Source organism: Pirellulales bacterium (assembly GCA_033762255.1).
In the GTDB taxonomy this organism is placed as follows: domain Bacteria; phylum Planctomycetota; class Planctomycetia; order Pirellulales; family JALHPA01; genus JANRLT01.
Genome location: JANRLT010000006.1, coordinates 1 through 22455, shown reverse-complemented (window position 1 = coordinate 22455; position 22455 = coordinate 1). Strand labels below are relative to the sequence as shown.

At 58.1% G+C, this 22455-nt stretch carries 18 protein-coding genes; 7 read left to right on the top strand and 11 right to left on the bottom strand.

Features of this window, described 5'->3' with window-relative positions:
- Nucleotides 1-10: 10 nt before the first annotated feature.
- Nucleotides 11-2317 (top strand): flagellar hook-associated protein FlgL, encoded by a 2307-nt coding sequence (gene flgL / locus SFX18_00770; GenBank protein ID MDX1961650.1) that lies wholly within the window; start codon nt 11-13, stop codon nt 2315-2317.
- A gap of 12 nt (nt 2318-2329) precedes the next feature.
- Here the strand turns inward: flgL and SFX18_00765 are convergent, their stop codons facing one another.
- From SFX18_00765 to SFX18_00755, 3 genes are all read right to left on the bottom strand, one after another.
- Entirely contained in the window at nt 2330-3109 is a 780-nt protein-coding gene (locus SFX18_00765; GenBank protein ID MDX1961649.1) for an enoyl-CoA hydratase/isomerase family protein, read from the bottom strand.
- Between the two features lie 23 nt (nt 3110-3132).
- Entirely contained in the window at nt 3133-4029 is an 897-nt protein-coding gene (locus SFX18_00760; protein ID MDX1961648.1) for an NAD(P)H-hydrate dehydratase, read from the bottom strand.
- A 119-nt stretch (nt 4030-4148) separates the two neighbouring features.
- Nucleotides 4149-5552 carry a GGDEF domain-containing protein gene (locus SFX18_00755; protein MDX1961647.1) on the bottom strand — a complete coding sequence of 468 codons (1404 nt, stop codon included), beginning with the start codon at nt 5550-5552 and terminating at the stop codon, nt 4149-4151.
- A 190-nt stretch (nt 5553-5742) separates the two neighbouring features.
- On the opposite strand from SFX18_00755, the gene SFX18_00750 reads away from it, so the two are divergent.
- The 3 genes from SFX18_00750 to SFX18_00740 all read left to right on the top strand — a co-directional run bounded on the left by SFX18_00750 (nt 5743) and on the right by SFX18_00740 (nt 8308).
- Nucleotides 5743-7140, top strand: coding sequence for a S41 family peptidase (locus SFX18_00750; GenBank protein MDX1961646.1), 1398 nt, complete (start codon nt 5743-5745; stop codon nt 7138-7140).
- Between the two features lie 257 nt (nt 7141-7397).
- Nucleotides 7398-7685 carry a hypothetical protein gene (locus tag SFX18_00745; protein ID MDX1961645.1) on the top strand — a complete coding sequence of 96 codons (288 nt, stop codon included), beginning with the start codon at nt 7398-7400 and terminating at the stop codon, nt 7683-7685.
- Nucleotides 7686-7807: 122 nt separating this feature from the next.
- On the top strand, nt 7808-8308 hold the full coding sequence (locus SFX18_00740; protein ID MDX1961644.1) for a hypothetical protein: 501 nt from the start codon (nt 7808-7810) through the stop codon (nt 8306-8308).
- A 57-nt stretch (nt 8309-8365) separates the two neighbouring features.
- Here the strand turns inward: SFX18_00740 and SFX18_00735 are convergent, their stop codons facing one another.
- Both SFX18_00735 and SFX18_00730 read right to left on the bottom strand, forming a co-directional pair.
- Nucleotides 8366-9286, bottom strand: a complete 921-nt coding sequence (locus tag SFX18_00735; protein MDX1961643.1) for a DUF481 domain-containing protein — start codon at nt 9284-9286, stop codon at nt 8366-8368.
- Between the two features lie 213 nt (nt 9287-9499).
- Entirely contained in the window at nt 9500-10168 is a 669-nt protein-coding gene (locus SFX18_00730) for a PEGA domain-containing protein (protein ID MDX1961642.1), read from the bottom strand.
- A 329-nt stretch (nt 10169-10497) separates the two neighbouring features.
- Between SFX18_00730 and SFX18_00725 the strand changes: the two genes are divergently transcribed.
- The gene (locus SFX18_00725; protein ID MDX1961641.1) at nt 10498-11832 is read left to right on the top strand and encodes a protein phosphatase 2C domain-containing protein; all 1335 of its coding nucleotides are present in this window, start codon (nt 10498-10500) and stop codon (nt 11830-11832) included.
- A 60-nt stretch (nt 11833-11892) separates the two neighbouring features.
- Here SFX18_00725 and SFX18_00720 read toward each other — a convergent pair whose 3' ends face one another.
- Both SFX18_00720 and SFX18_00715 read right to left on the bottom strand, forming a co-directional pair.
- On the bottom strand, nt 11893-12144 hold the full coding sequence (locus SFX18_00720) for a DUF433 domain-containing protein (protein ID MDX1961640.1): 252 nt from the start codon (nt 12142-12144) through the stop codon (nt 11893-11895).
- A gap of 16 nt (nt 12145-12160) precedes the next feature.
- Nucleotides 12161-15949 (bottom strand): hypothetical protein, encoded by a 3789-nt coding sequence (locus SFX18_00715; protein MDX1961639.1) that lies wholly within the window; start codon nt 15947-15949, stop codon nt 12161-12163.
- A 310-nt stretch (nt 15950-16259) separates the two neighbouring features.
- Here SFX18_00715 and SFX18_00710 point away from each other — a divergent pair, with 310 nt between their 5' ends.
- Complete coding sequence (locus SFX18_00710; protein MDX1961638.1) at nt 16260-17555, top strand: DUF362 domain-containing protein; 1296 nt, start codon at nt 16260-16262, stop codon at nt 17553-17555.
- 124 nt (nt 17556-17679) lie between these two features.
- On the opposite strand, the gene SFX18_00705 is transcribed toward SFX18_00710, so the two are convergent.
- Entirely contained in the window at nt 17680-18213 is a 534-nt protein-coding gene (locus SFX18_00705; protein ID MDX1961637.1) for a hypothetical protein, read from the bottom strand.
- Nucleotides 18214-18827: 614 nt separating this feature from the next.
- Nucleotides 18828-19853, bottom strand: coding sequence for a tRNA (adenosine(37)-N6)-threonylcarbamoyltransferase complex transferase subunit TsaD (gene tsaD, locus SFX18_00700; protein MDX1961636.1), 1026 nt, complete (start codon nt 19851-19853; stop codon nt 18828-18830).
- 74 nt (nt 19854-19927) lie between these two features.
- Between tsaD and SFX18_00695 the strand changes: the two genes are divergently transcribed.
- Entirely contained in the window at nt 19928-20161 is a 234-nt protein-coding gene (locus SFX18_00695; GenBank protein MDX1961635.1) for a hypothetical protein, read from the top strand.
- A gap of 402 nt (nt 20162-20563) precedes the next feature.
- Here SFX18_00695 and SFX18_00690 read toward each other — a convergent pair whose 3' ends face one another.
- Nucleotides 20564-21625: an ROK family protein gene (locus SFX18_00690; protein MDX1961634.1), complete on the bottom strand. Its 1062-nt coding sequence runs from the start codon at nt 21623-21625 to the stop codon at nt 20564-20566.
- Nucleotides 21622-22362: a glucosamine-6-phosphate deaminase gene (locus SFX18_00685; GenBank protein ID MDX1961633.1), complete on the bottom strand. Its 741-nt coding sequence runs from the start codon at nt 22360-22362 to the stop codon at nt 21622-21624. The genes SFX18_00690 and SFX18_00685 overlap by 4 nt, the downstream gene beginning before the upstream one ends.
- Nucleotides 22363-22455 lie beyond the last annotated feature (93 nt).

Sequence of the window (22455 nt, the reverse complement as noted above, 5' to 3'; positions counted from 1 at the left end):
TTTTGATAATATGCCCCGCATCACTCCCATCCCGACGACCCGTGTGAGCGACTCGTTCGCTTCGCAACGGCTGCTGACCCAATTGCAGTACGACCAGCAAAATCTGCTGAAAATCCAGCAGCAGATTTCGACGGGACAACGGATATTGCTCCCTAGCGAGGATGCCCCGGCGGCCCTGCGGGCGATATCCCTGCAAAAATTGCTGGAACAAAAGGATCAGGTAAAAATCAACCTGACCACGAATCAGTCGTATCTGAGCGCGACCGACTCCGCCCTGGCCGGTGTCTCCAACCTGCTCAATGAAACCCGCGGCTCGGCTCAGGCCGTCAGTTCCACCGCGGCGACCAGCGCGCAGCGCGAGGCCACCGCGCAAGAAATCGACCGCGCGCTCGAGCAACTAGTCAGCACCGCCAATCAAAAATTTCGCGACCGGTTTCTATTTGCCGGAGCTAAAACCGGCATCGAACCGTTTACTTATGACGGCGACTTTGTGCGGTATAACGGCGATGAAGAATTCTTACAAAGCTATTCCGACACGGACATTCTGTTTGACACGAATATTCCCGGCAGTCAGGTCTTTGGGGGATTCAGCGCGGCAATCGAAGGTACCGTCGATCTGAATCCGGCGCTTACGTGGGACACACCCCTTAGTTCGCTGGACCTGGGGGGGGGGATCGCCCTGGGAAGCCTGCGAATTAGCGACGGCGCGCAATCCGCCAATGTCGATCTCAGCGCCGCGCACGACCTGCGCGATGTCAAGAAGCTGCTGGAGGCCAACCCACCCGCCGGACGCGTGGTCACGGTGAATCTTACCAATAATCGCTTGACCATCGAGCTGGACGCGGCGGGAGGCGGAAACTTATTCATCGGCGAAGTCGGCCAGGGGACCACCGCCGCCGACCTGGAATTGCTAAATAATCAGGCGCTCGGGACCGGACCTTTGGCTAGCCGCGACCTGCAGCCCGCTATCTTGCCCACCACCCCCCTCGCCGATCTGTTAGGCTCGCGCGCGGGGGTCACGCTGGTTTCGCCAGGACCCAATAACGACCTGCGGATTACCGCGCTTACCCGCGGCCCCGCCGCCAATGGCTACACGTTTAACTTTGTGGATTCCGGCACGGTCAACGCCGGTGCCGAGACTGTCGCCTATAACGCCGGCACGCAAACATTTACGGTGGATATCGACGGCGGTTTTACCACGGCCAACCATGTCGCCGCCGCCCTGGCGGCAAATCCCAGCTTCAACGCGTTGTTTTCGGTCGCGGTCGACCAGGAATTCGAGCCCAACACTGGCGGCGGAATTATCAGCCTGACCACCACCGGAATGACCGCCAACGGCACAGGAACGGAATTTGACCAAAATTCCGGCCTGAACATTACCAATGGAGGCGTTACCACGGCCATCAACCTGGATGCCGCCAACACCGTTGAGGATTTGCTAAATATCCTCAATGGCTCCGCAGCACAAATCCTAGCCGAAATTAACGATACTCGCACAGGGATCAACGTCCGTTCCCGCCTCAGTGGCACGGACTTTCGCATTGGCGAACAAGGGGGTAACACCGCCGCCCAGCTAGGGCTAAAAACACTGGTCCCCCAAACTAAATTATCCAGTCTGAACCATGGCTTGGGCGTGCAAGCCAACCCCCACAATACGGATTTTGAGATCACGCGCCGTGACGGGACTATCCTAAAAATCGATGTGGATGGCCTGGAGACCGTGCAAGAGGTGCTGGACGCCATCAACAACCATCCGGGAAACTTGCTTCCCGGCGCGCGGGTGCAGGCCCAATTGGACCAGAATGGCCAGGGGATCACCCTCACCGACAACAGTCCCGGCGCAAACGCTTTTACCATTGCCAGGGTTAACAGCAGCCAGGCGGCGGTGGATTTGGGGTTGATTCCCGTCGGACAGACGGATGTGCGGATTTCGGGAGGAGGCCCCACGCTGACGCTTACGGGACGGGACACCCATCAGGCGGAGGTGGCCAGCGTGTTTACCTCGCTGATTCGCCTGCGGGATGCGCTGCGGGCTAACGATCCGGCGCAAATCATACGATCGTTTGGACTGTTGGACGCCAGCAATGAACAAATCAATTTTTCGCGAGCGGAGTTAGGAGCCCGACAGCAGGGTCTGGACACGCTGGAGACACGGTTGGAAGATGAAGAAGTTGAGTTAAAAAGCGCGCTTTCCCAAGAGATTGACGTCGATCTGACGGAGGCCATTTCGAATTTGGCGGCCCGGCAAGCCGCCTTTCAAGCTTCGCTCCAAATGACCTCCCAGACGGCAAAACTGACGCTGTTGGATTTTTTATAAGAACAGTCGTTGCTATGGCCAAACCGGGGGGCGTTTTTCTAGAAATGCGGCCAAGCCCTCGGCCGCCGCGGGCGTGGTGCGGGCCGCCGCGCTGACGGCGGCTCCAGCGGTCAACATGGTGGATAATTGCTCGCCAATTGTTTCGTTGAGCATCCGTTTGGTCAGTAGTAGAGCCTGCGGCGCACACACGGCGATTTCCCCCGCCAATTCCTGGCCCCGTGCCCAGAGGAGATCATTGGCAACCACTTCGTGGACCAGACCGCGCGCATGCGCGGCGGGAGAATCGATCATCTGCCCCGTGAGTAACAAAGGGGCGGCATATCCAGCGCCGATCCGAAAGACCAACAGCGGGCTAACGATACCTGCGACCAGGCCCCGCTTTGGCTCCGGCAAGCCAAAGCTGGCCTCTGGCGCGGCCAACACCAGATCACTGGCCAAAACCAAACCCAACCCTCCCGCCACGGCGGGACCATTGACCGCGGCAATGATCGGCTTGGGAAAGCGCAGCATTGTTTGCAGCAGTTCTTGATAGATTTCGGCATCCGCCTGCCATTGGGCAAGCGCGGATTCGCTGTGCGCGGTGTCCCGCATTTCGCCCAGGTCCATACCCGCGCAAAAGGCGGACCCCGCCCCGGTGATGATCACCGCGCGGGCGCGCTTTTCGGCATGCAGATCCCGCAGTGCCTGCAACAGCTCCTCAATCAGGCTGCGATGCAGCGCGTTGCGCTTTTCGGGACGATTTAGCACAATCGTCCCCGCGCGGTCGTGGAGCATTAATTTGACGAATGACATCGTGGAAATTCCAAGAAAAACCGTCACACATCGGCCGCGATCGGTGTGACCGAGGCGATCGACGCCGAACGCTCCAACGCGCGAAACGCCGCTGGCAAATACCTCGGCATATCCGACGCAATCAACGAGACCTGGCCCAACTCAACCACCGCCAGGTCCCCCGCCAGGCCGTGCGCGTGGCAGCCCAGTTGCGCCGCGGCAAACGGTCCGAGGCCCTGACAAAGCAGCGCGGTAATCACGCCCGTCAAAATGTCTCCCATGCCCCCCGTGGCCATGCCGGGATTGCCGGTGGCGTTGATTTCGCTTTGTTCGCCATTGGTAATGAGCGATCGGTGCCCCTTGAGCACGACCACCGCGCGGCAAGCTTCGGCAAAGCGGACCGCTTGGGAAATTTGGTCATGTCCGGGTATTCCCGCGGCACTGGCCAGGCGGCCAAATTCCCCTGGATGGGGCGTCAAAATGCGTGGGCCCCCCGGCTGGCGCAAGGCCGCCGGCCGCGCGGCCAGGGCATTCAGTCCATCCGCATCCACCACCAACGGTTGTCGCACTCGCTGGTACAGTTCCGCGACCAAATCCTCAATCTGCGGCGACTGGCCCAAACCTGGTCCCACCCCCACGGCGGTGGAACTTTCGCAACGGGCAAAGAGTTCTGCCCGGGCGGGGTTGTCGGCCTCCCAGGCGATTTTTCCCGCGGGATCCTCGGGCAATCCCCAGGTCATGTACGATGGTTCGTAGGCCGCTGTGACGGCTTGAATGCCGCTGGGAACAGCCAAAGTGACCAGCCCCGTCCCCCCACGCAACGCCGCTACACCCGCCAGGGTAATCGCGCCTGACATACCGCGCGAGCCCCCTATCAGCAACGCTCGGCCAAAATCCCCCTTATGGGCGTCCAATTTACGCGGTGGCAGTTGGGGCAGCATAATCGTGTAGATACAAAGAATATTTAGGGTGTGCCAGTATTATAGGGACTTTATGCAGATTAAGCGGTTGTTAGGCCGTGGGCAAGGCATCCCGCTGGTAAATCGGGGTAATTTGCAAATCAATCAATAATATGCCGCAGGGCCGCCACGTCATAGATCGGCGGCTGTACGGTGCCGGGGCCGGTTCCCTCGTCCAAGATGGTTTGGTTTGGTCCCAGTTTTTTTCCCGCATCCAAGCAAGCCCGCAATCTGGCCAGCAGGGATTCGCTATTGTCATCATGCCGCACATCCGTGACGCCGATGCTTACCGTTAAGTTTACATTCGCATCGGACAATTCAAAGGAGGCCCGCTCGACCGTTTGACGCAGCCGCTCCGCCGCGCTGGTGGCCCCCCGGGGACCGGTATCGGGCAGGAACATCATGAACAATTGTCCTGCAAACCGTCCTAAGGCATCATTTCCCCGCGACTTTCGCATCTGACCCTGTAAAATTCCCGCGATGGATGACAAAATCTGATTGGCACCCCAGACGCCCACTTGTTCATTGAGTTGGCCGCATTGATCCAGGTTGATCAAGATACATGACAGCGTGCGAATTCGTAGCGAATCATCCCGCCACCAACTTTGCAAGAGTTGCTCGATCCCCACGCGATTGTAAAGCCCCATGCTATCAACCAAATACTTTTGATCCAGCACGGCAAACCGTTCTTCCCTGGCAAAAAAGGCCGCGATAAAAGATTCCAACATATCGCGAAACTCATGGGCCCACACAATACAACGCGAGACTTCTTGTCGTAGCCGTAGCGTGGCATAGGCCGAATTGGCGACGCTTCCCAGCAACTGGCAGGATTTTTCCGTTGCTTCCAACTGCGATAACTGGCGGGCAACTAGCCGCTCTAAATCCGCATTTAATACTTTTAATGCCGCCTCATCTTCCTCCGACCGCTGCAAGACAGCTTGTACCTCCTTTTGATGTCGCTGCCAATCGCGATTTTGCCGCAGCAAATCGTTCAACAATTTTTGCCTTTGTAATGACGCGTCCGCGTTAGCTGGTTGCGCTTCCGCCATAGGGGTGGTTTCTTGTCGGAGAGACGCGTCTGGCGAGGTGTCCAACTCGGGTACCGCCAGTTTTTGCATCTGCAGCCGCACGCCGGCTTCGATTTCTATTAACTGACGCAGATAATTCCCCACGCGCATGCCTAATATCTGGGCACCTGCTTCGATAAATGTTTCACAGCGAGGGCAACTGTCCGCCAATAATTCAAACCAATCTTCTGGGGCTAGGAGATTTTCCTCTGATTCCAGTGTTAGTTCGGTGGACAAGGACGTAGCGACGGGCGACACTGGCGCTTCCACGGTCGGGGGGACCGCGGCATCGGTGTGAGGTTCCTTCGGTGAATGACCGTTCGCGGGTGACTGACCTGTTGCTGGCGAATCAGCGCCCCGCGCGCGCGTATACAATAGCCCCAGCCAAACGCCCAGGCCAACGTACAGCAACGATGTCGCGGTCAAATAAGCCAGCATAAATCCAGGGAATTAGTAATTTAGCCCAGGGAAATCTAGGTTAAGGGGACTTGTCGGCGAAAATTTTTGATCGGGGTCTGTTCGCCCGCGTCATGGGGAGGGAAAATGCGTTTATGAGCTGTAGCGGTTGTAGCGCGTTTAACGGTCGCTAGTGGCGGCGGTTTTCCAATTCACTTATTTATTAATTTTTATGATTCGCCAAAACTTTTTTTGGATTGTGATCTGTCTGGCGGTTTCGGTGGCGTGTTACCGCACCTTGCCGCGCAATCCCCACCAACGCACCTTTGGAGAAATTTTGGATTTTATTGAATCCGACTATGTCGCGCCGACCGACAGCGAGGAATTGTTCAACCAGGCGGTTTCGTCCATGCTGCGACAGTTGGACGAAAATTCCAGTTATGTGCCGCCGCGGGACGCCCGCGATTTTCAGAACGACCTGGACAATCAATACGTGGGCATCGGTATCGAAGCCGCCGCCGCCCCCGACAAACAGTCATTGGTGGTGTTGTCTCCCCCCTTGGTGGGAACGCCCGCGCATCAAGCGGGACTGCGCACCGGGGACCAGATCGTGCGGGTCAACGGGGATGCGGTGGGGCAGCTAGGACCGGAGGCGGCTCTTGCGCAAATTCAGGGAACGCCTGGCACCGAGGTTGCATTGGGTATAAACCGCCCGGGAACAACCAAACTCTGGGAATTACCGATACGCCGGGAGGTCATTGTGCGGCCCTCCGTGACTGGTTATGCGCGGAACTTGGCCGGAGAATGGTCGTATGCCATTGAGGAAGCCCCGCGGATTGGCTATTTGCGCATCAATCAATTTGTGCAGGACCGCACACCCAGGGAGGTGCGGGCAGCGTTCGAGCAGATGCGCGCGGCGGGTTGCGTGGCGGCGGTTATGGATTTGCGGGATAATCCGGGGGGTTATAAGGACGCCGCCGAGCAGGTGTGCGACTTTTTCCTGAATAAAGGAGAGTTGATTGTAAGCACCAAGGGGCGCAATCCCAAATCGAATACCGCGACTTATGCCACCGGACAGGGGCAATTTACCACCCTGCCCCTGGCGATATTGATCAATCACCGCAGCGCGAGCGCCAGCGAAATTGTCGCCGCCGCCCTCCAGGACCATCAGCGGGCAATCATCATTGGTGAACGAAGTTACGGCAAGGGAACCACCCAGCATGTGATTCCCCTCTCTCCCCGGGCCAATGGGGAAACGCCCATGTTACGCCTGACCGTGGCCTATTACCACAGTCCCTTGCACAGAAATATCCATCGCTTTCCCAATGCGCAAGATAACACCGAATGGGGGGTCCAGCCCAATCCGGGATGTGAACGGCCATTGACCGCGGAGCAATGGCGAACCTGGCAAAATTGGCGTAGTCGCCACGAACGCTGGGCGTTAGGGGGGGAAGTCGCTAAACCAGCGCCGGCAGTCGCCGCGGACAACCCCAGCGCCTCCGTAGAGGGGAAAAATACCGGGGACGATTCCCCTGCTTTGCTGGGAGAGGATTCACCCGATCCGCATTTGAGGCAAGCGGTCGAAATGCTGGAAAAAAAGAGCGAGGCGGCTTCCGCGAAAGCGGCTTAAATCGCGACCATGCTAGGGGCCGGGCGTCGCGCCTGCCTGGAGAGACGGTTAAGTTTGCCCAGCCCGCGCGGCCCGCAAAGGCTAACCGCGCTTAAAAAATCTTATCCGCCGCGGTCGATAGACGATTAGCAGGAATTTCCCCATCCCAGACGTCTCGCATGGAACGGCCTGGTAAACGGGAATCGGGTGCCGGGGAGCGGCACTGAACCGGGCATGGCAGGGTGGCCATCACATTCGCATGGGAGCAAGGCCCCGCCATGGATTTTAATCGCAATCAATTGTTCATGATCGGCTTGCTGTTACTCTTGGTCGGGTTACAGTTTCGCGCGGTCGAAAGCTTTACCCTAAACGAACCGACCACGCGGTTTATCGCCGCGCGGATGGAGGATTCGGCCAATCGTCCCGTGGAATCCCTGGTGCTCAACAGCGGGGCAAGTATTCCCCGCCGCGAGGTCCGTCCCCCGATATGGCTGGGGTATTCGCTTATCTCCATCGGTTCGGTGCTGGTTTTGCATAGCATCATGCTCCCCAAACCCGCGGGCTAGCCCCGCATAGGACGTGAGGCGTGAATCGCGTTTGCCACTGTCGTGATGCAGGTCGCCATGCCGCGGCGCGTCTTTATCCGGGGAACTCGCGTTGCCTCTGGCCGGCAATCCTCGTAGGGTTAGTGATTTCTAGCGATGCGGTACGGGCCGCCGATTCCCCTGCCTCCCCGGATACCGCGAATCTAGCAGCGCCTGCGGCCACGACTTTGCAAAAAAAGCCTGGAATTGTCCCGGGAAAATCCAGTCCAGGGGCGGCCTCGGCCAATGTCGTGGATGGCTATCTGGTGAATGGCCGCTGGCGCGAGGGGACGCGGGTGATGAATCTGCGGGGGGCGTTTCAGATGGCGGGAGGGGAACGAATCCAATTTCAAAGCCATGACAAAAAAATTCAATTGGTGGTCATGGAAAACCTGATGGCCGAACGCGTGGGAAAAACCGTCCAAGAAAGCGAACCGCTGGAATGGGTGGTCCAGGGAACGATTACCGAATATCGCGGCGCTAATTACCTGTTGCTGCAACAAGCCACGGCACTGACCAAATTCACCGCGGGTCAGCTAGAATCCGGCACTCCTCCCCCGGCTAACGACCCTCCCCCCGTGGAAAAAGCCAATCCTGCGCGCTAACCGCTGTAAACATGGCTGGTGCGGCTTTGGCTCGACAACCGCAAGCTGCCCGACACGTTAAAAATTCCACACGAGCACCGTCCGATAGTCGACGTCATTGGGCTTTTTCCCCTGAGGCGTGCTGTCATAGCGGTCCACCACGCCGATCTTCATGCTCAGGTTATTCACCTGATCCAGGACTACTTCCCAATTGACTTGCGAGTTAAGGCGGTAACTCATAAAGTCATCGATTTGCGGAAAGTAATCGACCGAAAAGTTGATTTTTTGCAGTTTGCTGATCTGCCGATCAAAATACAGCCCAAACACCAATTCCGGTGTCCAGCTTTCGTCGGTCCCGCCAAATTCCCGCGACGCACCTGGACCGATGCGAGCTTTCATGCTGGACAGGTCGTTCTTCCAAAATTGATACCCCACACCGGCATCCGCCGTGACGCGCACGTTAAACGCGCGGAACTCGTCGTATTCGGTCGTTTCGTGAATATACAAACTCCAGGGGGAAGCTTCAAATAGCCACTCATATCGACCGTCAAAGAATGCCCGGTCGGCCGTCTGCAATGAATTGGCCGAGTTATTCACATAATCAAAACGCAGCGTGGTGATGCTCCAGGGGACTTCCCGCTTGGCATTTAAACCCGTGCGCAAGTTAAACGTCTGGCTGTTCCCCTCGGAACCGTTCACCCCCAAGTCAAAGCTGCCCGCCCAGGCTTTATAATAAAACCAGGGATGGATGACCGGCTCGGGCTTGATTACCAGCTCGGGGGCTTCGGCGTCCTGTTCGCCGGGGATTTTATCCGCGGCGGGGAGCGCGCTGGGAGGCGTGACGAGAGGTTCGGCGGAGAGGGTCTCGGGCGGCGGCAACAACTCGGTATCGGCTGCGTTAACTCCAGCCCGTCCGTCGGAGAAAATTGCCAATACCAATCCCAACCCCAAGGCTAACCAGCGCCGCCGTGTCCGTGCCAGAATTGAATTAGTTGGCATGAGGGGAACTCACCGTGGTAACTCTGGATGATAGGCACTTTGCTATGAACAACTGCAATGTATCGTTTACTCCCTTGCTGGAGGTGCCACGTGAATTGTTTGGCCAAATGAGTATCATGTGCCATGCTTCGGGGCAAGATCAACACATCCACCCCGCTTGGGATGGGCAGATCGGGTGCCAGCATACCGGGATTGCTAGCGTTAGGGGCTCCGCTAGCGGACGGGGGGTGTCAGGGGTTGAATGGTCCCCGGGGAAGCCCGGTCGGGCGCCGACGGCTGGACCGGATAGATCCACTGGGGCGTGTTCGGCGGAGGAGGGAGTGTGGTTGGTCCCGGCGCGGGACCGACCGCCGTGCCAGGGGGCACAACCTCGGGACCGGCGGGAAACCCATTAGGCGGTATCGTGGTCGCATTCGCGGGAACCGCCATGCCCGGTTGGCCTCCGCTAGCGCGGCGCAGTCCGTTGGCTTTTTGGATTAGCTGATCGCGCGGCAACAACTGTAACGGTCGCAGTTCATAAGTAACATTGCGTTCGTCGCGGATTTCACCCGGCACCAGGTTTTCGCTGACAAAATCGAGCGGCGGCAGTTGATACCACGGGGCCGGGACAGGTTGATTAACGATCAATGTTTCATAACCATCCTTGACCAGGCGAATCTTGCGCGTGCCATAATACGTAAAATCATGCGCGACTGGCGTGGTCCCTAACTCTTCGTCACCCACGTACACCCGCGCTCCGGGGGGGTTGCTGCGAATGGTCAAACGCCGCGTGACGCACCCGGTCTGCAAGACCAAGAGCCCCCCCAGGGCAACCATGCCCGCCAGGACCCAGGCCCTCTGGCTCCGTACCGCGACGCGACGCTGCCAATTTGGCGATAGCATGGGTATTTGGGCGGTTTAACCAGGATAATCGGGGGAAAGGAATTGCCAATTCCGTGCTGGTGGCTGACGATTTCGGGTCACGGAAAGACTAGCGGGGGCCAACTATACTTTGGCGCAGGTGTCCAGGCCAGAGCGTTTTTTCCCCCAGAGGACGGCAAGCGGGGAGCCGGGAAAACCCAAATTCCCCGGTACGCCCTAGCTAGTCCGGCGATTTATTGCAGATTAGAATAATTTCTGCTAGCGAAACTCCGCAAGCGCACTTGTGTTGAGTTAACCTGACCGCCGCTTGGGCCTGGCTGCCAAACTTTTTTAATTTTTGTAATCGTTCGATGCCCCACACGGTCAACTGGAAAAGTTTTCTGGATTATGCCGAAGTCACCGACGTCGGTATGCGCCGGTCCAATAATCAAGACTCCAAAGCGGTGATGCTGGCCCCCGACCCCGATTTGTGGCGCAAGCGGGGGCACGTGTTTTTAGTGGCGGATGGAATGGGAGCGCACGCGGCTGGCGAACTGGCTAGCAAGATCGCCGCGGACACGATCCCGCATACTTATCACAAACTGACGCTTCCCCCGCCCAACGCCATTCGCAAAAGCATCCGCGAGGTCAACGCCACCATCCACCGTCGCGGCCAGAGCAACCTGGATTTTCAGGGGATGGGAACCACGGCTAGCACGCTAGTGCTATTGCCGCAGGGGGCGTTGGTGGGGCATGTCGGCGACAGTCGCGTTTACCGGTTGCGGGGCAGGCAGTTTGAGCAACTGACGTTTGACCATAGCCTGGTCTGGGAAATGTCCGCCGCGGGGCATATCCCCAAGGACGCCGTTCCCAGCATCGTGCCCAAGAATGTCATCACCCGCTCGCTCGGTCCGCATCCCGATGTGCAGGTCGATTTGGAGGGGCCGTTTCCCATCGAGGTGGGAGACATTTTTTTGTTGTGCAGCGACGGCCTGATGGCGGGCAAACTTTCCGACCGCGAGATTGGCGCGATTCTCCAGGCCCTTCCCCCGGCGGAGTCCGCGCGGGTGCTGGTGGATTTGGCCAATTTGCGCGGCGGTCCGGACAACATCACCGTGATCGTGGTGCGGATCACGCACCCGGCGCTGGCCACCCTGCCGGAAAACCAGCCGGGGTTGTTGCCCATTGGCGAGGATTTGCAAGAAAAAAAAGCCAAGAAAATGATGTCCATCGTGATGTGGGCCGCCGCGGTTTGCTTTTTAATCTTGGGTTTGGTCTTAACCACCACCTCGCTTCCCTGGTATATCCCGACGATCGCGTTTGTGGCGGCGGCGATGTTTTTGGGATTTGGTTTTTTGCAGCTATCCACGGTCCCCGAACCTGAATACAGCTACCTGCCCGCTGGCAGAATGCTAGGCAAAGGCCCCCATACCCGCTGCGAATGCCAGCCGGACGGCGCGCTGTCGGATGATTTAGCCAGGCTCGCCCATGAACTGCGCGACGCGGCGACCAAGGGAAGCTGGGCCATCGATTGGGCGAAATTCAACGGCTATGTCAAAGCGGGAGTGGAGGCGGCCGACCAGGATGACTTTACCACGGCAGTGCGGGAATATGGACGTGCCTTGCGGACGATGATGGCCGAGCTGCGCAATCAACGTCAGCGGGCCAAACCGGATGACTCGGAAGTTGATTTGCTGGGAAAGTGAGGAACATAGTAACTAGCTGATAGTGTATAGCGGATGGTCTTTCTTGGTTTGTGTATAGAACTATGCATTCCCAAACACCCCATCTATATCCTCAGCCTCCAAAAACGGATAACCCTGTAAAATGCGCTCGCTTGAATAACCACTGGACAAAAGCCCCAAAACTGTCCCCATCGTGACACGCATCCCGCGTATACAGGGCTTACCCGCCATAACCGCCGGGAAAAAAGGACATTCTGTCAAATTGGATGGTAAATTTTCTAAAGTTAAGTATTGCCAATAACCCCATTTAATAATTTTAGCAACTACTTGCATTCAGTTATTCTTACGTCTATCGCGGCCGCAACAACCGGTCCAGGCCGCGATTGAGTTGGTTTTCTATCGCGTTCTGCGCCGCGTTTTGTAATAACAGGCTGGTTATCTGCTTGATCGCCTCGCTGCTTACTTTTGGCTGCCGCAGCGTCCCCTCCATCGGTATCTGAAACTTTTGTTCGGGGATCTTCGCCAGTATCGGCAACTTTTGCACCCAGTCGGGTTGAAACGGCACTTCCACCAACAGACCCAGGCTCTCATCCTCGAGGTTTACCCAACCTTGGGTTTGCAGCACCACCTTGCCCACCTGCATCGTCATCCCCTGGTGGTAGACCCGCCCGTCCACCACCCGAAAGTCGACGTTTTGTTCCGGCATTTTTAATAATACCACTTGGCGATCCACCTGCGTCGGCGGAATTTTCTTTTCGATCAGTGCCGTAATTTGCGCACCCAATAATACCAATGCCTGGGCCGGTTCTCCGGGAGTCACGGCGAATTCCTGCACCCGGATTCTCCCGCTAATATCCGCCGCCAGAGGTTTGGCGAGGGGAACCTTGCCCCCCGCCAAATCCAGCGAAAACTTGCCGTCAATCCGCGTGGCATCCGCCAGCACGGGTGTCACAAATTTGAGCCAACTTTGCGCCATCGGGGGCGTGATATGGATGTTCTCGAGCGCGGTCCCGCGCGGCAGCAGCAACTCCGGCATTCCCGGGGTCAGCCGCACTTGCGGGGCGATGCGCAACTGACCCGCGCCCGCCTGCACCTCTAGCGGCTTCATCGTGACCAGGCCATCGCTTAATGCCAGGTCGATGGCTCCTTGATTTAATTCAAAGCCATACGCCGCCAACGATTGCCAGCCCACGCTGGCACTGGCCGTCAGCGGCTGCAAGAGCGCGAGCGGTTCAGGGGTTGTTGCCGTTGCTCCGGCCGCCGGATCGGCGATGACGGGAGTGGAAGAAATCGCTCCCCGCGCGGCCAAATCCGTCGGGTTTGCGGCAAGTCGTAATGGACCTTTGACGGTAAACTCACGCGTTTCCCGCCCTGTCACTTGCACTGATTCGCCCAGATAAGTTCGCAACACCGGGGCCAGGGTTTGCCAGTCATAATTGACTTTTCCCCCCAGTTCCACAATTGGTTCATCCGCATTGGCTCCGTTCACCCGACCGGTCGCTTGCAGGGCCAAAGCTTGCGATTGGAGTTCCGCCAATTCCAGTTCAAATTGACGCCGAGGCGCGTTCCAACCGCCACGGATGTTGACATTCAAGCGCGGTTCGCTCCACAGGGGCTCTAATAATGTCACATCGCGCCCGGCATTCCCCACGACCGGTTGAGTCGCTCCCGGCCGGCCATTAACCGCCAGCCGATTGGCGGCCGCGCTGTCATACAGCGTAAATTTCTCGATGAAGTTGCGGCAATCCAGCGCCACATCCTGGCCACTAGTATTCAATAATGCCTCTCCCCGCAGACTGCCGGACCAGCGGATGGCCGGCGGCATTTGCCGGTCCATGATCCACAGTTGCAACCGACTCAGATCCGCTCCATAAACCAATTTGCCGCCGCCGGTGATAGCCCCCTTTTGCGGCCAGGCCAGTTGCACCTCGGTAGCCTGTAAATTTGCGGTCGCGCATAAAAAGTTTGTCTGGCCTAGGCGCAGTTGTCGCGCGGCCAAATTGATCTCTCCTTGCGTGGTTAAATCAAGCTGGTCTTCGGTGATTCGCGCGCCTGGTAGCCGCAAATCGGCGTTCTGAATGCGTCCTTGAAATTGATCCAGCTTGATCGCGCTGGCCTGAAATAATCCCGTCCCGCGCAAATCCGCTGTTCCCGCCACTTGCACGCCCTCCAAGGGGAACATCGTGCCCAAGCGCGCCTGCCAAGCCGCTAATTCCCCCTGCAGCACAAATTCCAATGGCCAGGCCAACGCGGCATAATCGACCGACCCGGATGGCAAGGAACTAGCCCCCACGCCCAATTGCCGCAAATCCAGCGGTTGGGTGATGCGGGCAAAGAATTGATCGGCCACAGCGGCGTTAGGCGGGGCGGGGGCGGCCAATTGCAACTCCGCCGTTTGGAGTAACCGTGGCACATTGGCTTCGTGCGTGCCGGCAAGACGTCCCCGCAATGCCAGTTGCGGCTCGCGGAAAGTTGCCTGGCCGGGCAACGTGAGCTGAAAGTTCGTCAAGTCGGCATTGAGCGATCCCGCCAGACTGCCATCGGGCTGCAATTTGTACGCCAAATCGCCGGTGAGAGCTCCCGCCGGCGCGTAAGGCTTCAAATTGATAAATTGTCCGAACTCGGCGGCCAATTGATCCAGATCGCATTCGATCGTCGCCTGTAGATCCGTGGCGTTTCCGCCAGCGTTAAGCTTCAAAAATTTGGCCGTGGCCATTAGTTTGTCCACAATCACCCCGGCGGGTTCGGCATGTGCGGCTAACACAATTTGCACCGGCTCGCGGAGCGCGACGGGACTACCCTGGTAGCTTGCCGTCAAATTCGCCAAGGTAGCCTCGGCTCCCCATTCTTTTCCCCGAGGTCCCATGGCGCAGTTCCAACTCCAGCTCAATTCCCCCGCCGTGAGTTGGGTCTGGGGATTTAGCTGGAGCAGCCGCGGTAATTGCGCCGCCAGGGGGGCCAATTGCGCCTGGCCGGACAGTTGCAGCGGCGCGTGGCTTAATTCACGCAGATCGCCGGTGGTAAGAGCCGCCAGAGGAAGCTTGCCCACCGCCTGGATCTGGCCAAAGTCGCAAATCAGGTTTGCCGCGCGAAAATCGACCGCCTCGGGCGTGCTGGTCAGATCAACGGGTAATTCCACGCGGTTTAAGCGCAATTGATCCCCCGCCAGGCGGCCACCGGCCAAGTACACATTTTCCAAAAGAATCCGTCCTCGCACGTCTTGTTCCAAGCGCTGGTCGGTAAAGCGATTTTGCAATTCGAGTTCGGTGGAGAATAATCCAGCGAATTCCACCTCCCCCAGCGTGCGGGCCACGGCGGCGCGCAGGATTTCCAAGGGGAACTGTTGGGTGCGAATTTGTATGGTTTGCGCGGTGGTGGAGAGCGCCGCTTGATCTGCGGCGTTGACTAACGCGGGCACGCCTGGGGCGGGGGAACTGGAGGGTGTTCCCACCACAAATTTTGCCACCCGGTCCGCCAGCGGTATCTCACCCGAAGTGGTCCAGTCCGTCGGCAACCAGGCATCCGGCCGCTGCGTCAGAGCCAATTGCAGGTTGCGAATTTGCCATTGGCGCTGCGCGGCAACGTCATGCAGTTGCACTGTGCCGTTGGTAACCTCGATGCGTACCTGTCGGGGAGCGGCCGGCTGCCGGGAGGCTAAAATGTGCGCGAGCAGGTCTTCGAGATTGGAACCGTCATTGCGGACAATCAGGTTCACGCGTGGCTGGCGAATGCGGAACGTACCCAAATCGACGGGATTCAGCGCTAACTGCCATAACGAGGCGGAACTCTCTACGCTTTCCAATTCGAGCACCAGTTGCCCCGCGTTGTCGCGCAGTTCAATTCCCTCATAATGGATCGGGATCAGCCAACCCAAGGTCGCGCCGCGGCTGGTGATGCTGCCATTGAGTTGGCTTAATCCTTGTTGAAGGGGCCAATTTCTCAACGTCGTGTAGCCGATGACCCGCGGGGCAATTGCCAGTAACGCCAAACCACTCGCCAACGCATACAGCCAATACCGCGTCCAGCTGCGACGGCGGCGCGGGGCCAGGTCGGCCAATGATTCGGTTTCGTCGCCCGGATGCAAACCCTGGCTCAACCGCTTTTTAAAACTTCCCGCCGTCCGTTGACCGAGTGCCATGCGACATCCTTTGCGCCGTGCGCAAGCAGGCATTGGGTAATAATTTCCTCAATAAATAGCGAAACGATTGTACTCCTTCCCCTTTTTTCCACCTAGAGCGGTGCGCCCCGCCCGGCTGGCGCAACAAGTCGACACGGCCTGCGGTTCCTCGACGAAGCGAGCAATTCCGAGTATGCTAGTTGATGTCCGTTGACCAATATTGCTAGCAAGCCAGCCGTGTCTGTGGGTGAGAGGTAATCGACCCTGATAGTCCCAGGACCCGCCTTCCCGCGGATCGTGCTAGCGTGATACTCTTTTTACACCGCAACACATGAGCGAGAATGTCGCCCTGGAACTGCCGCGAATTTTTCGGGTGCGGCAAACGTTTGACCGACCCCGCGTGGCCGATATCCCGGCCACCATCGCCGCCGAATTTGACCAACTGTCCCTCTCGGCCACGGTGCGGCCGGGGCAAACCGTCGCCATTACCGCTGGCAGCCGGGGGATCGCCAATATCGCCACCATCGTGCGCGGTATCGTGGACTATGTCAAACGGTTGGGGGCTATCCCGTTTATTGTGCCCGCCATGGGGAGCCACGGCGGCGGTAACGCGGCGGGACAATTGGGCATCTTGGCCGATTATGGCATCACCCCCGAGAGCATGGGGTGTGAATTTCGCGCTAGCATGGATACCGTAATCGTCAGCCAGGCCGCGGAGGGATTCGACGTACATTTTGACCAGTATGCCTACAACGCGGATCACACGATTGTCTGCGGCCGCGTCAAGCCCCATACCGAGATGACCGGCGATATCCAAAGCGGTCTGATGAAGATGTTGCTCATCGGCCTGGGGAAGCATAACGGGGCAAAAATCTATCACCGGGCGATTCATGATTATGATTTTGCCCGGATTGTGCGGAGCGTCTCGGGAGAGGTCCTGCAAAAATGCCGCATCGCCGCCGGACTGGCCATTATCGAAAACGGCTATGACGAAACCGCCTTTATCCGTGCGGTCCACCCGCAAGATTTTGAGCAAAGCGAAATTACCCACCTCAAGCTAGCCACCGCGCATCTGCCGCGACTGCCATTTAAGACGGCGGATGTCTTGATTGTCGATGAGATTGGCAAAAACATCAGTGGCACCGGCATGGACACCAATATCATCGGTCGCAAGTACAACGACCACGCTGCGGTCGAACATGAATGGCCCAAAGTGCGGAGGATTATCGTGCGGTCGCTGACGCCGGAATCACACGGCAATGCCAGCGGCATCGGCATTGCCGAATTTTGCAAAAGCCGCGCGATTCGTCAAATGGACAAAAAAATCACCTGGATCAACGCCCTGACCAGCGGCCACACCAGTTGCGTCATGGATCCGCTCCATTTTGAAACTGACCGCGAATTGCTGGAGATTTGCCTGCCGACGATCGGCCTGACCGAACCGCCTAACGCGCGGCTGTTATGGATCAAGAACACGCTCCACTTAGACGAGGTGGAATGTTCGGCCGCCTATTGGGACGAGGCCCAAACCCGTAATGATCTGGAGATTTTGACCGAGCCGCGCGAGTTGCCGCTGGATGACTCAGGCAATCTACCGGACTTTACCTTTACCGGGCCGGGCCATTAATAGCGGTTCAACACATGCAGAATCGGGTAATACTAACGCGGATTTCAGATTGAGACAGATTAGATCCGAATTTTAGTTCCGGATTAGAGGAATGCAGTTTGGCACCTTTTCTCCCTCCGCGCGTTTACCATTCCCAGCCACTCTTGGCACTTTGCTTATTACCGCTTCCTGGCAGCGAACGGCCCATTTGCTGCAACATTGGCATCCCGTTGCTCGCTTGCCCGCCCGACCCGCGATAGCCCGCCGGACGGGTCGTTGGCCGAGACTTTGCCATCCCCGGCGCGGGAGTCTCATAAATCGCCGTGTCCATGCTGGAACGCCGGGCCATGGGTCCAACCGGCGCGGGTGTGGGCCGGCTAGGCGGGGTCAGCGGTTGCGGATTTTGCGGGACTTCGCGCAGTTCGCCGGGAACGGTGGTCCCCTGCTCGTAGATGATTTCCCCTTCGACCACGTTGCTCCCATGCATGCCGCCATCATGATAATCGCCGCCATGCTGGCAGGTGGCACAACCACCGCCGCCGCAATTGCCATCGTGGCAGCCGCCGCAGGCATCGCCGCAAGGAACCACGGGGCCGGTGTAATCGTAGGGACTATCACACACCCGGCAGCCGGCAAACGGCAAGATTATGGCGAGTACCAACGCAAAGCGTAACCACATGGCGAATGTCCTTGCTACAAAATCGACGGCGAATGCCGCTGGGAACGAATGCCGGGTTATTGGCATACCTCTTTGATCGGCCGCGGACTTTGCCCACTAGAGAAAAAATGCCGATTCGGGCGATTATGCCGACCCGTGGGTGCTAGCAGATGCATGCGAATCACGGAGTGACGGAGATATACCGGAGGAGCACGGAAAAGAATTTTGAACGCGGATGCAGTCGTGCGGACTTTGGCTGGCAACTCAGGGAATTTACGGATGATTCAATATTGGAGAGCTTTGTTGAATCGGGCCGTTGGCCCTTCCATTTTTCATTTCCCATTTACCTAGGGCGACGCTGCGCTTGCCCTAGGCTGGGATAGGTCGGGCCTTTGGCCCGCAAAGGATCAAATGCCTTTGGCCCGCAAACAAATTGGCTAAAGGAAAATCTGCGCATAGTGCGAAAAACTTCAAGGGTTAAGAATATAGATAAGTGTGTCATACACAGATTGCAATACTCTGATCAGTGATAACCTATTAAATCAGCCTCATCCGCGTTCCTAATTCTCGACTCTGTGCCGCTCGGTATTTCCTTCGCAACTCCGTGCTAAAAAAGCTTATCTCATTGCCATACGCTAGCGTTCTAGCCCGGGAAAAATTTCTAAATCGAGCTTTTCAAATAAACCCCCACGATAGCGTTCTATGGCGATCGCCCCCAAGACGGCGTTATCGGTGCAGAGTTCGCGCGGGGGGACGATGAGCTCCAGTTTTTCATCATTGCAAGCGGCGCGCAGTTGCCGCTGCAGTTCCTGATTGGCAGCCACTCCCCCCGCCAAGCAGATCGTTGACAGGCGCTCTTGCCGCGCGGTTTGAATAGCTTTAATGACCAAACAATCAATGACCGCCTGTTGAAAGCTGGCCGCGATGTCCGCGGTAAGCCGCGCGGGAAACGGCGGTGGGGGTAGTTCCGTCCCTTGCGGCGCTAGCGCGTACCGCACCGCTGTTTTCAACCCGCTAAAACTAAACTGCCGCCGCTCTGGTTCTCTGATGAACGACCGGGGAAAAGCGTATTGCCGCGGATTCCCCCCGCGCGCGACTCGTTCGAGTTGCGGCCCCCCAGGATAGGGCAGGCCCAAGAGGCTGGCGACCTTATCAAATGACTCCCCCGCCGCGTCATCAATGGTTCCACCCAGAAATCGCTGTTCGAGGGCCGTATCACACCGGTACAGGCTGGTATGGCCGCCACTGACCACCAAGCCCAGGCAGGGAAAAATGTCCCGACCGGCGGCGACTCGCCCGGCATAGATATGCCCCGCTAAATGATTGACGGCGATCAAAGGCTTGTCCAGCGCGAGGCAGAGGGCCTTGGCCGCCATCAACCCAACCAAGAGAGAACCCGCCAAACCCGGCCGATTGGCCACGGCAATGGCATCCAAGTCGGCAAGGGCGACCCCTGCGCGGGTGACGGCCTCGTCAATCACGGGCAAGATCCGCTCCACATGCGCCCGCGAGGCGATTTCCGGCACGACGCCGCCATACCGCGCGTGCAGTTGCTCTTGCGAGGCCACAACGGAACTGAGCACGCGCAAATCGCCATCAATAACCGCGGCGGCGGTTTCATCGCAGGTGGATTCCAGGCAAAGAATCAGGGGTGGGGGCAACTCAATTATTCCTATCTCTTCAAAATCAATTTAATGCACTATAATTAATGATAGCAAAGTCAGGAGATTAACCCATGTCCATCACCATCAATATCGACGAAGCCCAACAACGCCTGCCGGAGTTGATTGACTCCCTTGGTCCGGGGGACGAAGTTGTGATTATGCGCGATCAGCGGACCATTGCTAAGTTGATCGGCCAAAATGAGCCCCAACTCGAACCTCCGCAACCTGGAAATTGCCAAGGCCTCATAACCTTGTTAATAGAGGATGATGAACATTTGCAGGATTTTAAAGACTACATGCCATGAAATATTTACTCGACACCCATGCCTTCTTATGGTTCATTACCAATGATCGGCAGCTGAGTCAACTGGCAATGTCTTTGATCTGTAATCCTTTGAATCAAATTTTCATTAGTCCAGCCTCATACTGGGAAATTGCAATAAAAGCTGGTCTGGGAAAAGTATCCTATTCAAGTCCCTTTTGAAGAGTTCATAACCCGGGGTATAGAAGACAACAAATTCTCCATTCTTCCTATCGCCATTGCCCACACCGCCGCGCTACTCCACCTGCCGTATCACCACCGCGACCCGTTTGATCGGATGTTAGTTGCCTAATCCCTGGCCGAGCAAGTTCCCCTGATCAGTTGCGACGCCCGATTGGACGCGTATGGGATTGTGCGGCAGTGGTAACAAATCACTTGCTATCGCTCACTGCCGCGCCGCGCACGCCGCGGCCCCCAGCCAGCCCGCGTCCGTTCCCGTCGCCGCCCGCAAGATCGGTAAATTCGCATGCGCGGCCGCCCACAAATTCCGCCGCGTCGCCGCGACAAAGCCCTCCCAGTAGGGACCCTCGCTCATCCCCAGCCCCCCGCCGACGATCACCGCCGCCGGATCAACCACATTTACCACCAGCCCAATCTGTGATTCCAGCGCTTCACTGGCGGTCCGCAAGATTCGTTTCGCCTCGGCGTCTCCCGCCGCCGCCGCGGCAAAAACCTCTTGCCCGGACGCCGCGATCCCCCCATGAGCGGCAAACCGCGCCGCCAGCGCGGGTCCGGCGGCTATTTCCTCGAGCGTGCGCGTCTGCATGGCTCCACATTGCTGGCAAGGAATCCGCAGCGCGCTGCTGCCCATCGAACCCGTGATCCCCCGCGCCCCCAGGTAGGGTCGGCCGTCAATCATTAAACAGCAACTAATCCCCGTCCCAACCGTCACGTATAAAAAATTGTCATACCCGCGTCCCGCTCCCCAGAGCGCTTCGGCTTTGGCTGCCGCGCGGACGTCCGCCTCGATCACCACGGGGCCAATCGCCGCCAGTTCCTCGCGCACCGGCAGTTCCAGCCAGGGTATACAATTCGCGCTGGCCAAATTTCCCCCCTTATCGACCAGCTCGCACACGCCCAGGCCGATCCCCGCCACCGGCATCCCGGTGGCCTCTCCCTCGCCCGCAAGTTCCCGCGCCAGGCGCAGGCAATCATCCAGAATCGCCCGCCCGCCGCGTTGATACAACGTCGGCGTGAGTTTGCGCCCCAAAATCCGCCCCGTGGGATACTCCAGCAGTCCGGCCGCGATCTTGGTCCCTCCCACATCAATCCCGATCAGCAACTGTAACTGGGCCGCTTCTCCCTGATGATCCGCCGGCCCGCAAGGTGGTATTGTACCGGGCTGATGACTACTGGAAATTCCCCCGGCGCTAGGCGGCGTCTCCGTCCACGTCTGGTTCCCTTGTGCCAAGATGAATTTTCGCAATAAATCGTCGCCAGGGTTCATGCTTCCCCCTCCGCGGTATGATTCACCGAGGTCTGATTCACCGCCGCTTCATCCAGATAAACATGCACCGCTGGATGCCCCCGCAAGAGCGACGCCGGACACGCTGGTCCGCGCGGTCCCTGCAGCATCCCCCGCACCGCTGCGCGCTTGTGTGGGCCATACGCCATAATTAAAATCTTGCGCGCTGCGAGTATCGCTTTCATCCCTACCGTCGCTCCCTGCGCCGGCGCGTAATCTCCCCCATACCACTGCCGATTCGCCTCAATCGAAATAGCATCCAGGTCCAACAGCCTGCCTGGGCCATCCTCGGCGCTCCCCGGCTCATTAAAGCCTAGATGCGCATTTTGACCCAGGCCCAGGATCAGCACGTCCAACCCTCCCGCCGCCGCTATCCGTTCCTCGTGCGCTTTCACGCTGGAGGCGGCCTCGGCGGGATCAGAGCTAACATAATGATACTGGCTTTCTGGCACGCCCCACGGCTGGACGGCGGTCCGGCGCAGCAGATTCGCGCAGTTGCGCGGCTCGTCCAGCGGTACGCCCACATATTCGTCCAGGGCAAAAAGTGTCAGGTGGCTTAACGATAATTGCCGCTGGGCGATAAGTCGATACAGCTCTAGCGGCGTGTTCCCGGCGGCCAGCATGACCGTGCGGGTGGCGGCATCGGTTAGCCAAGCAGAAAGCTGTTGTGACGCCGCGTTGTTGGCCTCCGTGGGCGTGGGGTATACGTGTGTCTGCATGGTTATTGTCGTGTTATTTCCCCACGGAATCCGTCAGCTTGGTCGCTTGCACTTCGCTGGCTGCCAGGCCCGTGGCCAGGGCCTTGATATAGG

Excerpts from the sequence above, each read along its gene's own strand:
- SFX18_00720 (MDX1961640.1), bottom strand. The coding sequence starts at position 12,144 with ATGCAAGTAGTTGCTAAAATTATTAAATGGGGTTATTGGCAATACTTA.
- SFX18_00745 (MDX1961645.1), top strand. The coding sequence starts at position 7,398 with ATGGATTTTAATCGCAATCAATTGTTCATGATCGGCTTGCTGTTACTC.
- SFX18_00730 (MDX1961642.1), bottom strand. The coding sequence starts at position 10,168 with ATGCTATCGCCAAATTGGCAGCGTCGCGTCGCGGTACGGAGCCAGAGG.
- SFX18_00715 (MDX1961639.1), bottom strand. The coding sequence starts at position 15,949 with ATGGCACTCGGTCAACGGACGGCGGGAAGTTTTAAAAAGCGGTTGAGC.
- SFX18_00690 (MDX1961634.1), bottom strand. The coding sequence starts at position 21,625 with ATGAACCCTGGCGACGATTTATTGCGAAAATTCATCTTGGCACAAGGG.
- SFX18_00685 (MDX1961633.1), bottom strand. The coding sequence starts at position 22,362 with ATGCAGACACACGTATACCCCACGCCCACGGAGGCCAACAACGCGGCG.
- flgL (MDX1961650.1), top strand. The coding sequence starts at position 11 with ATGCCCCGCATCACTCCCATCCCGACGACCCGTGTGAGCGACTCGTTC.
- SFX18_00725 (MDX1961641.1), top strand. The coding sequence starts at position 10,498 with ATGCCCCACACGGTCAACTGGAAAAGTTTTCTGGATTATGCCGAAGTC.
- SFX18_00705 (MDX1961637.1), bottom strand. The coding sequence starts at position 18,213 with ATGTGGTTACGCTTTGCGTTGGTACTCGCCATAATCTTGCCGTTTGCC.
- SFX18_00765 (MDX1961649.1), bottom strand. The coding sequence starts at position 3,109 with ATGTCATTCGTCAAATTAATGCTCCACGACCGCGCGGGGACGATTGTG.
- SFX18_00750 (MDX1961646.1), top strand. The coding sequence starts at position 5,743 with ATGATTCGCCAAAACTTTTTTTGGATTGTGATCTGTCTGGCGGTTTCG.
- SFX18_00695 (MDX1961635.1), top strand. The coding sequence starts at position 19,928 with ATGTCCATCACCATCAATATCGACGAAGCCCAACAACGCCTGCCGGAG.
- SFX18_00760 (MDX1961648.1), bottom strand. The coding sequence starts at position 4,029 with ATGCTGCCCCAACTGCCACCGCGTAAATTGGACGCCCATAAGGGGGAT.
- SFX18_00755 (MDX1961647.1), bottom strand. The coding sequence starts at position 5,552 with ATGCTGGCTTATTTGACCGCGACATCGTTGCTGTACGTTGGCCTGGGC.
- SFX18_00735 (MDX1961643.1), bottom strand. The coding sequence starts at position 9,286 with ATGCCAACTAATTCAATTCTGGCACGGACACGGCGGCGCTGGTTAGCC.
- SFX18_00710 (MDX1961638.1), top strand. The coding sequence starts at position 16,260 with ATGAGCGAGAATGTCGCCCTGGAACTGCCGCGAATTTTTCGGGTGCGG.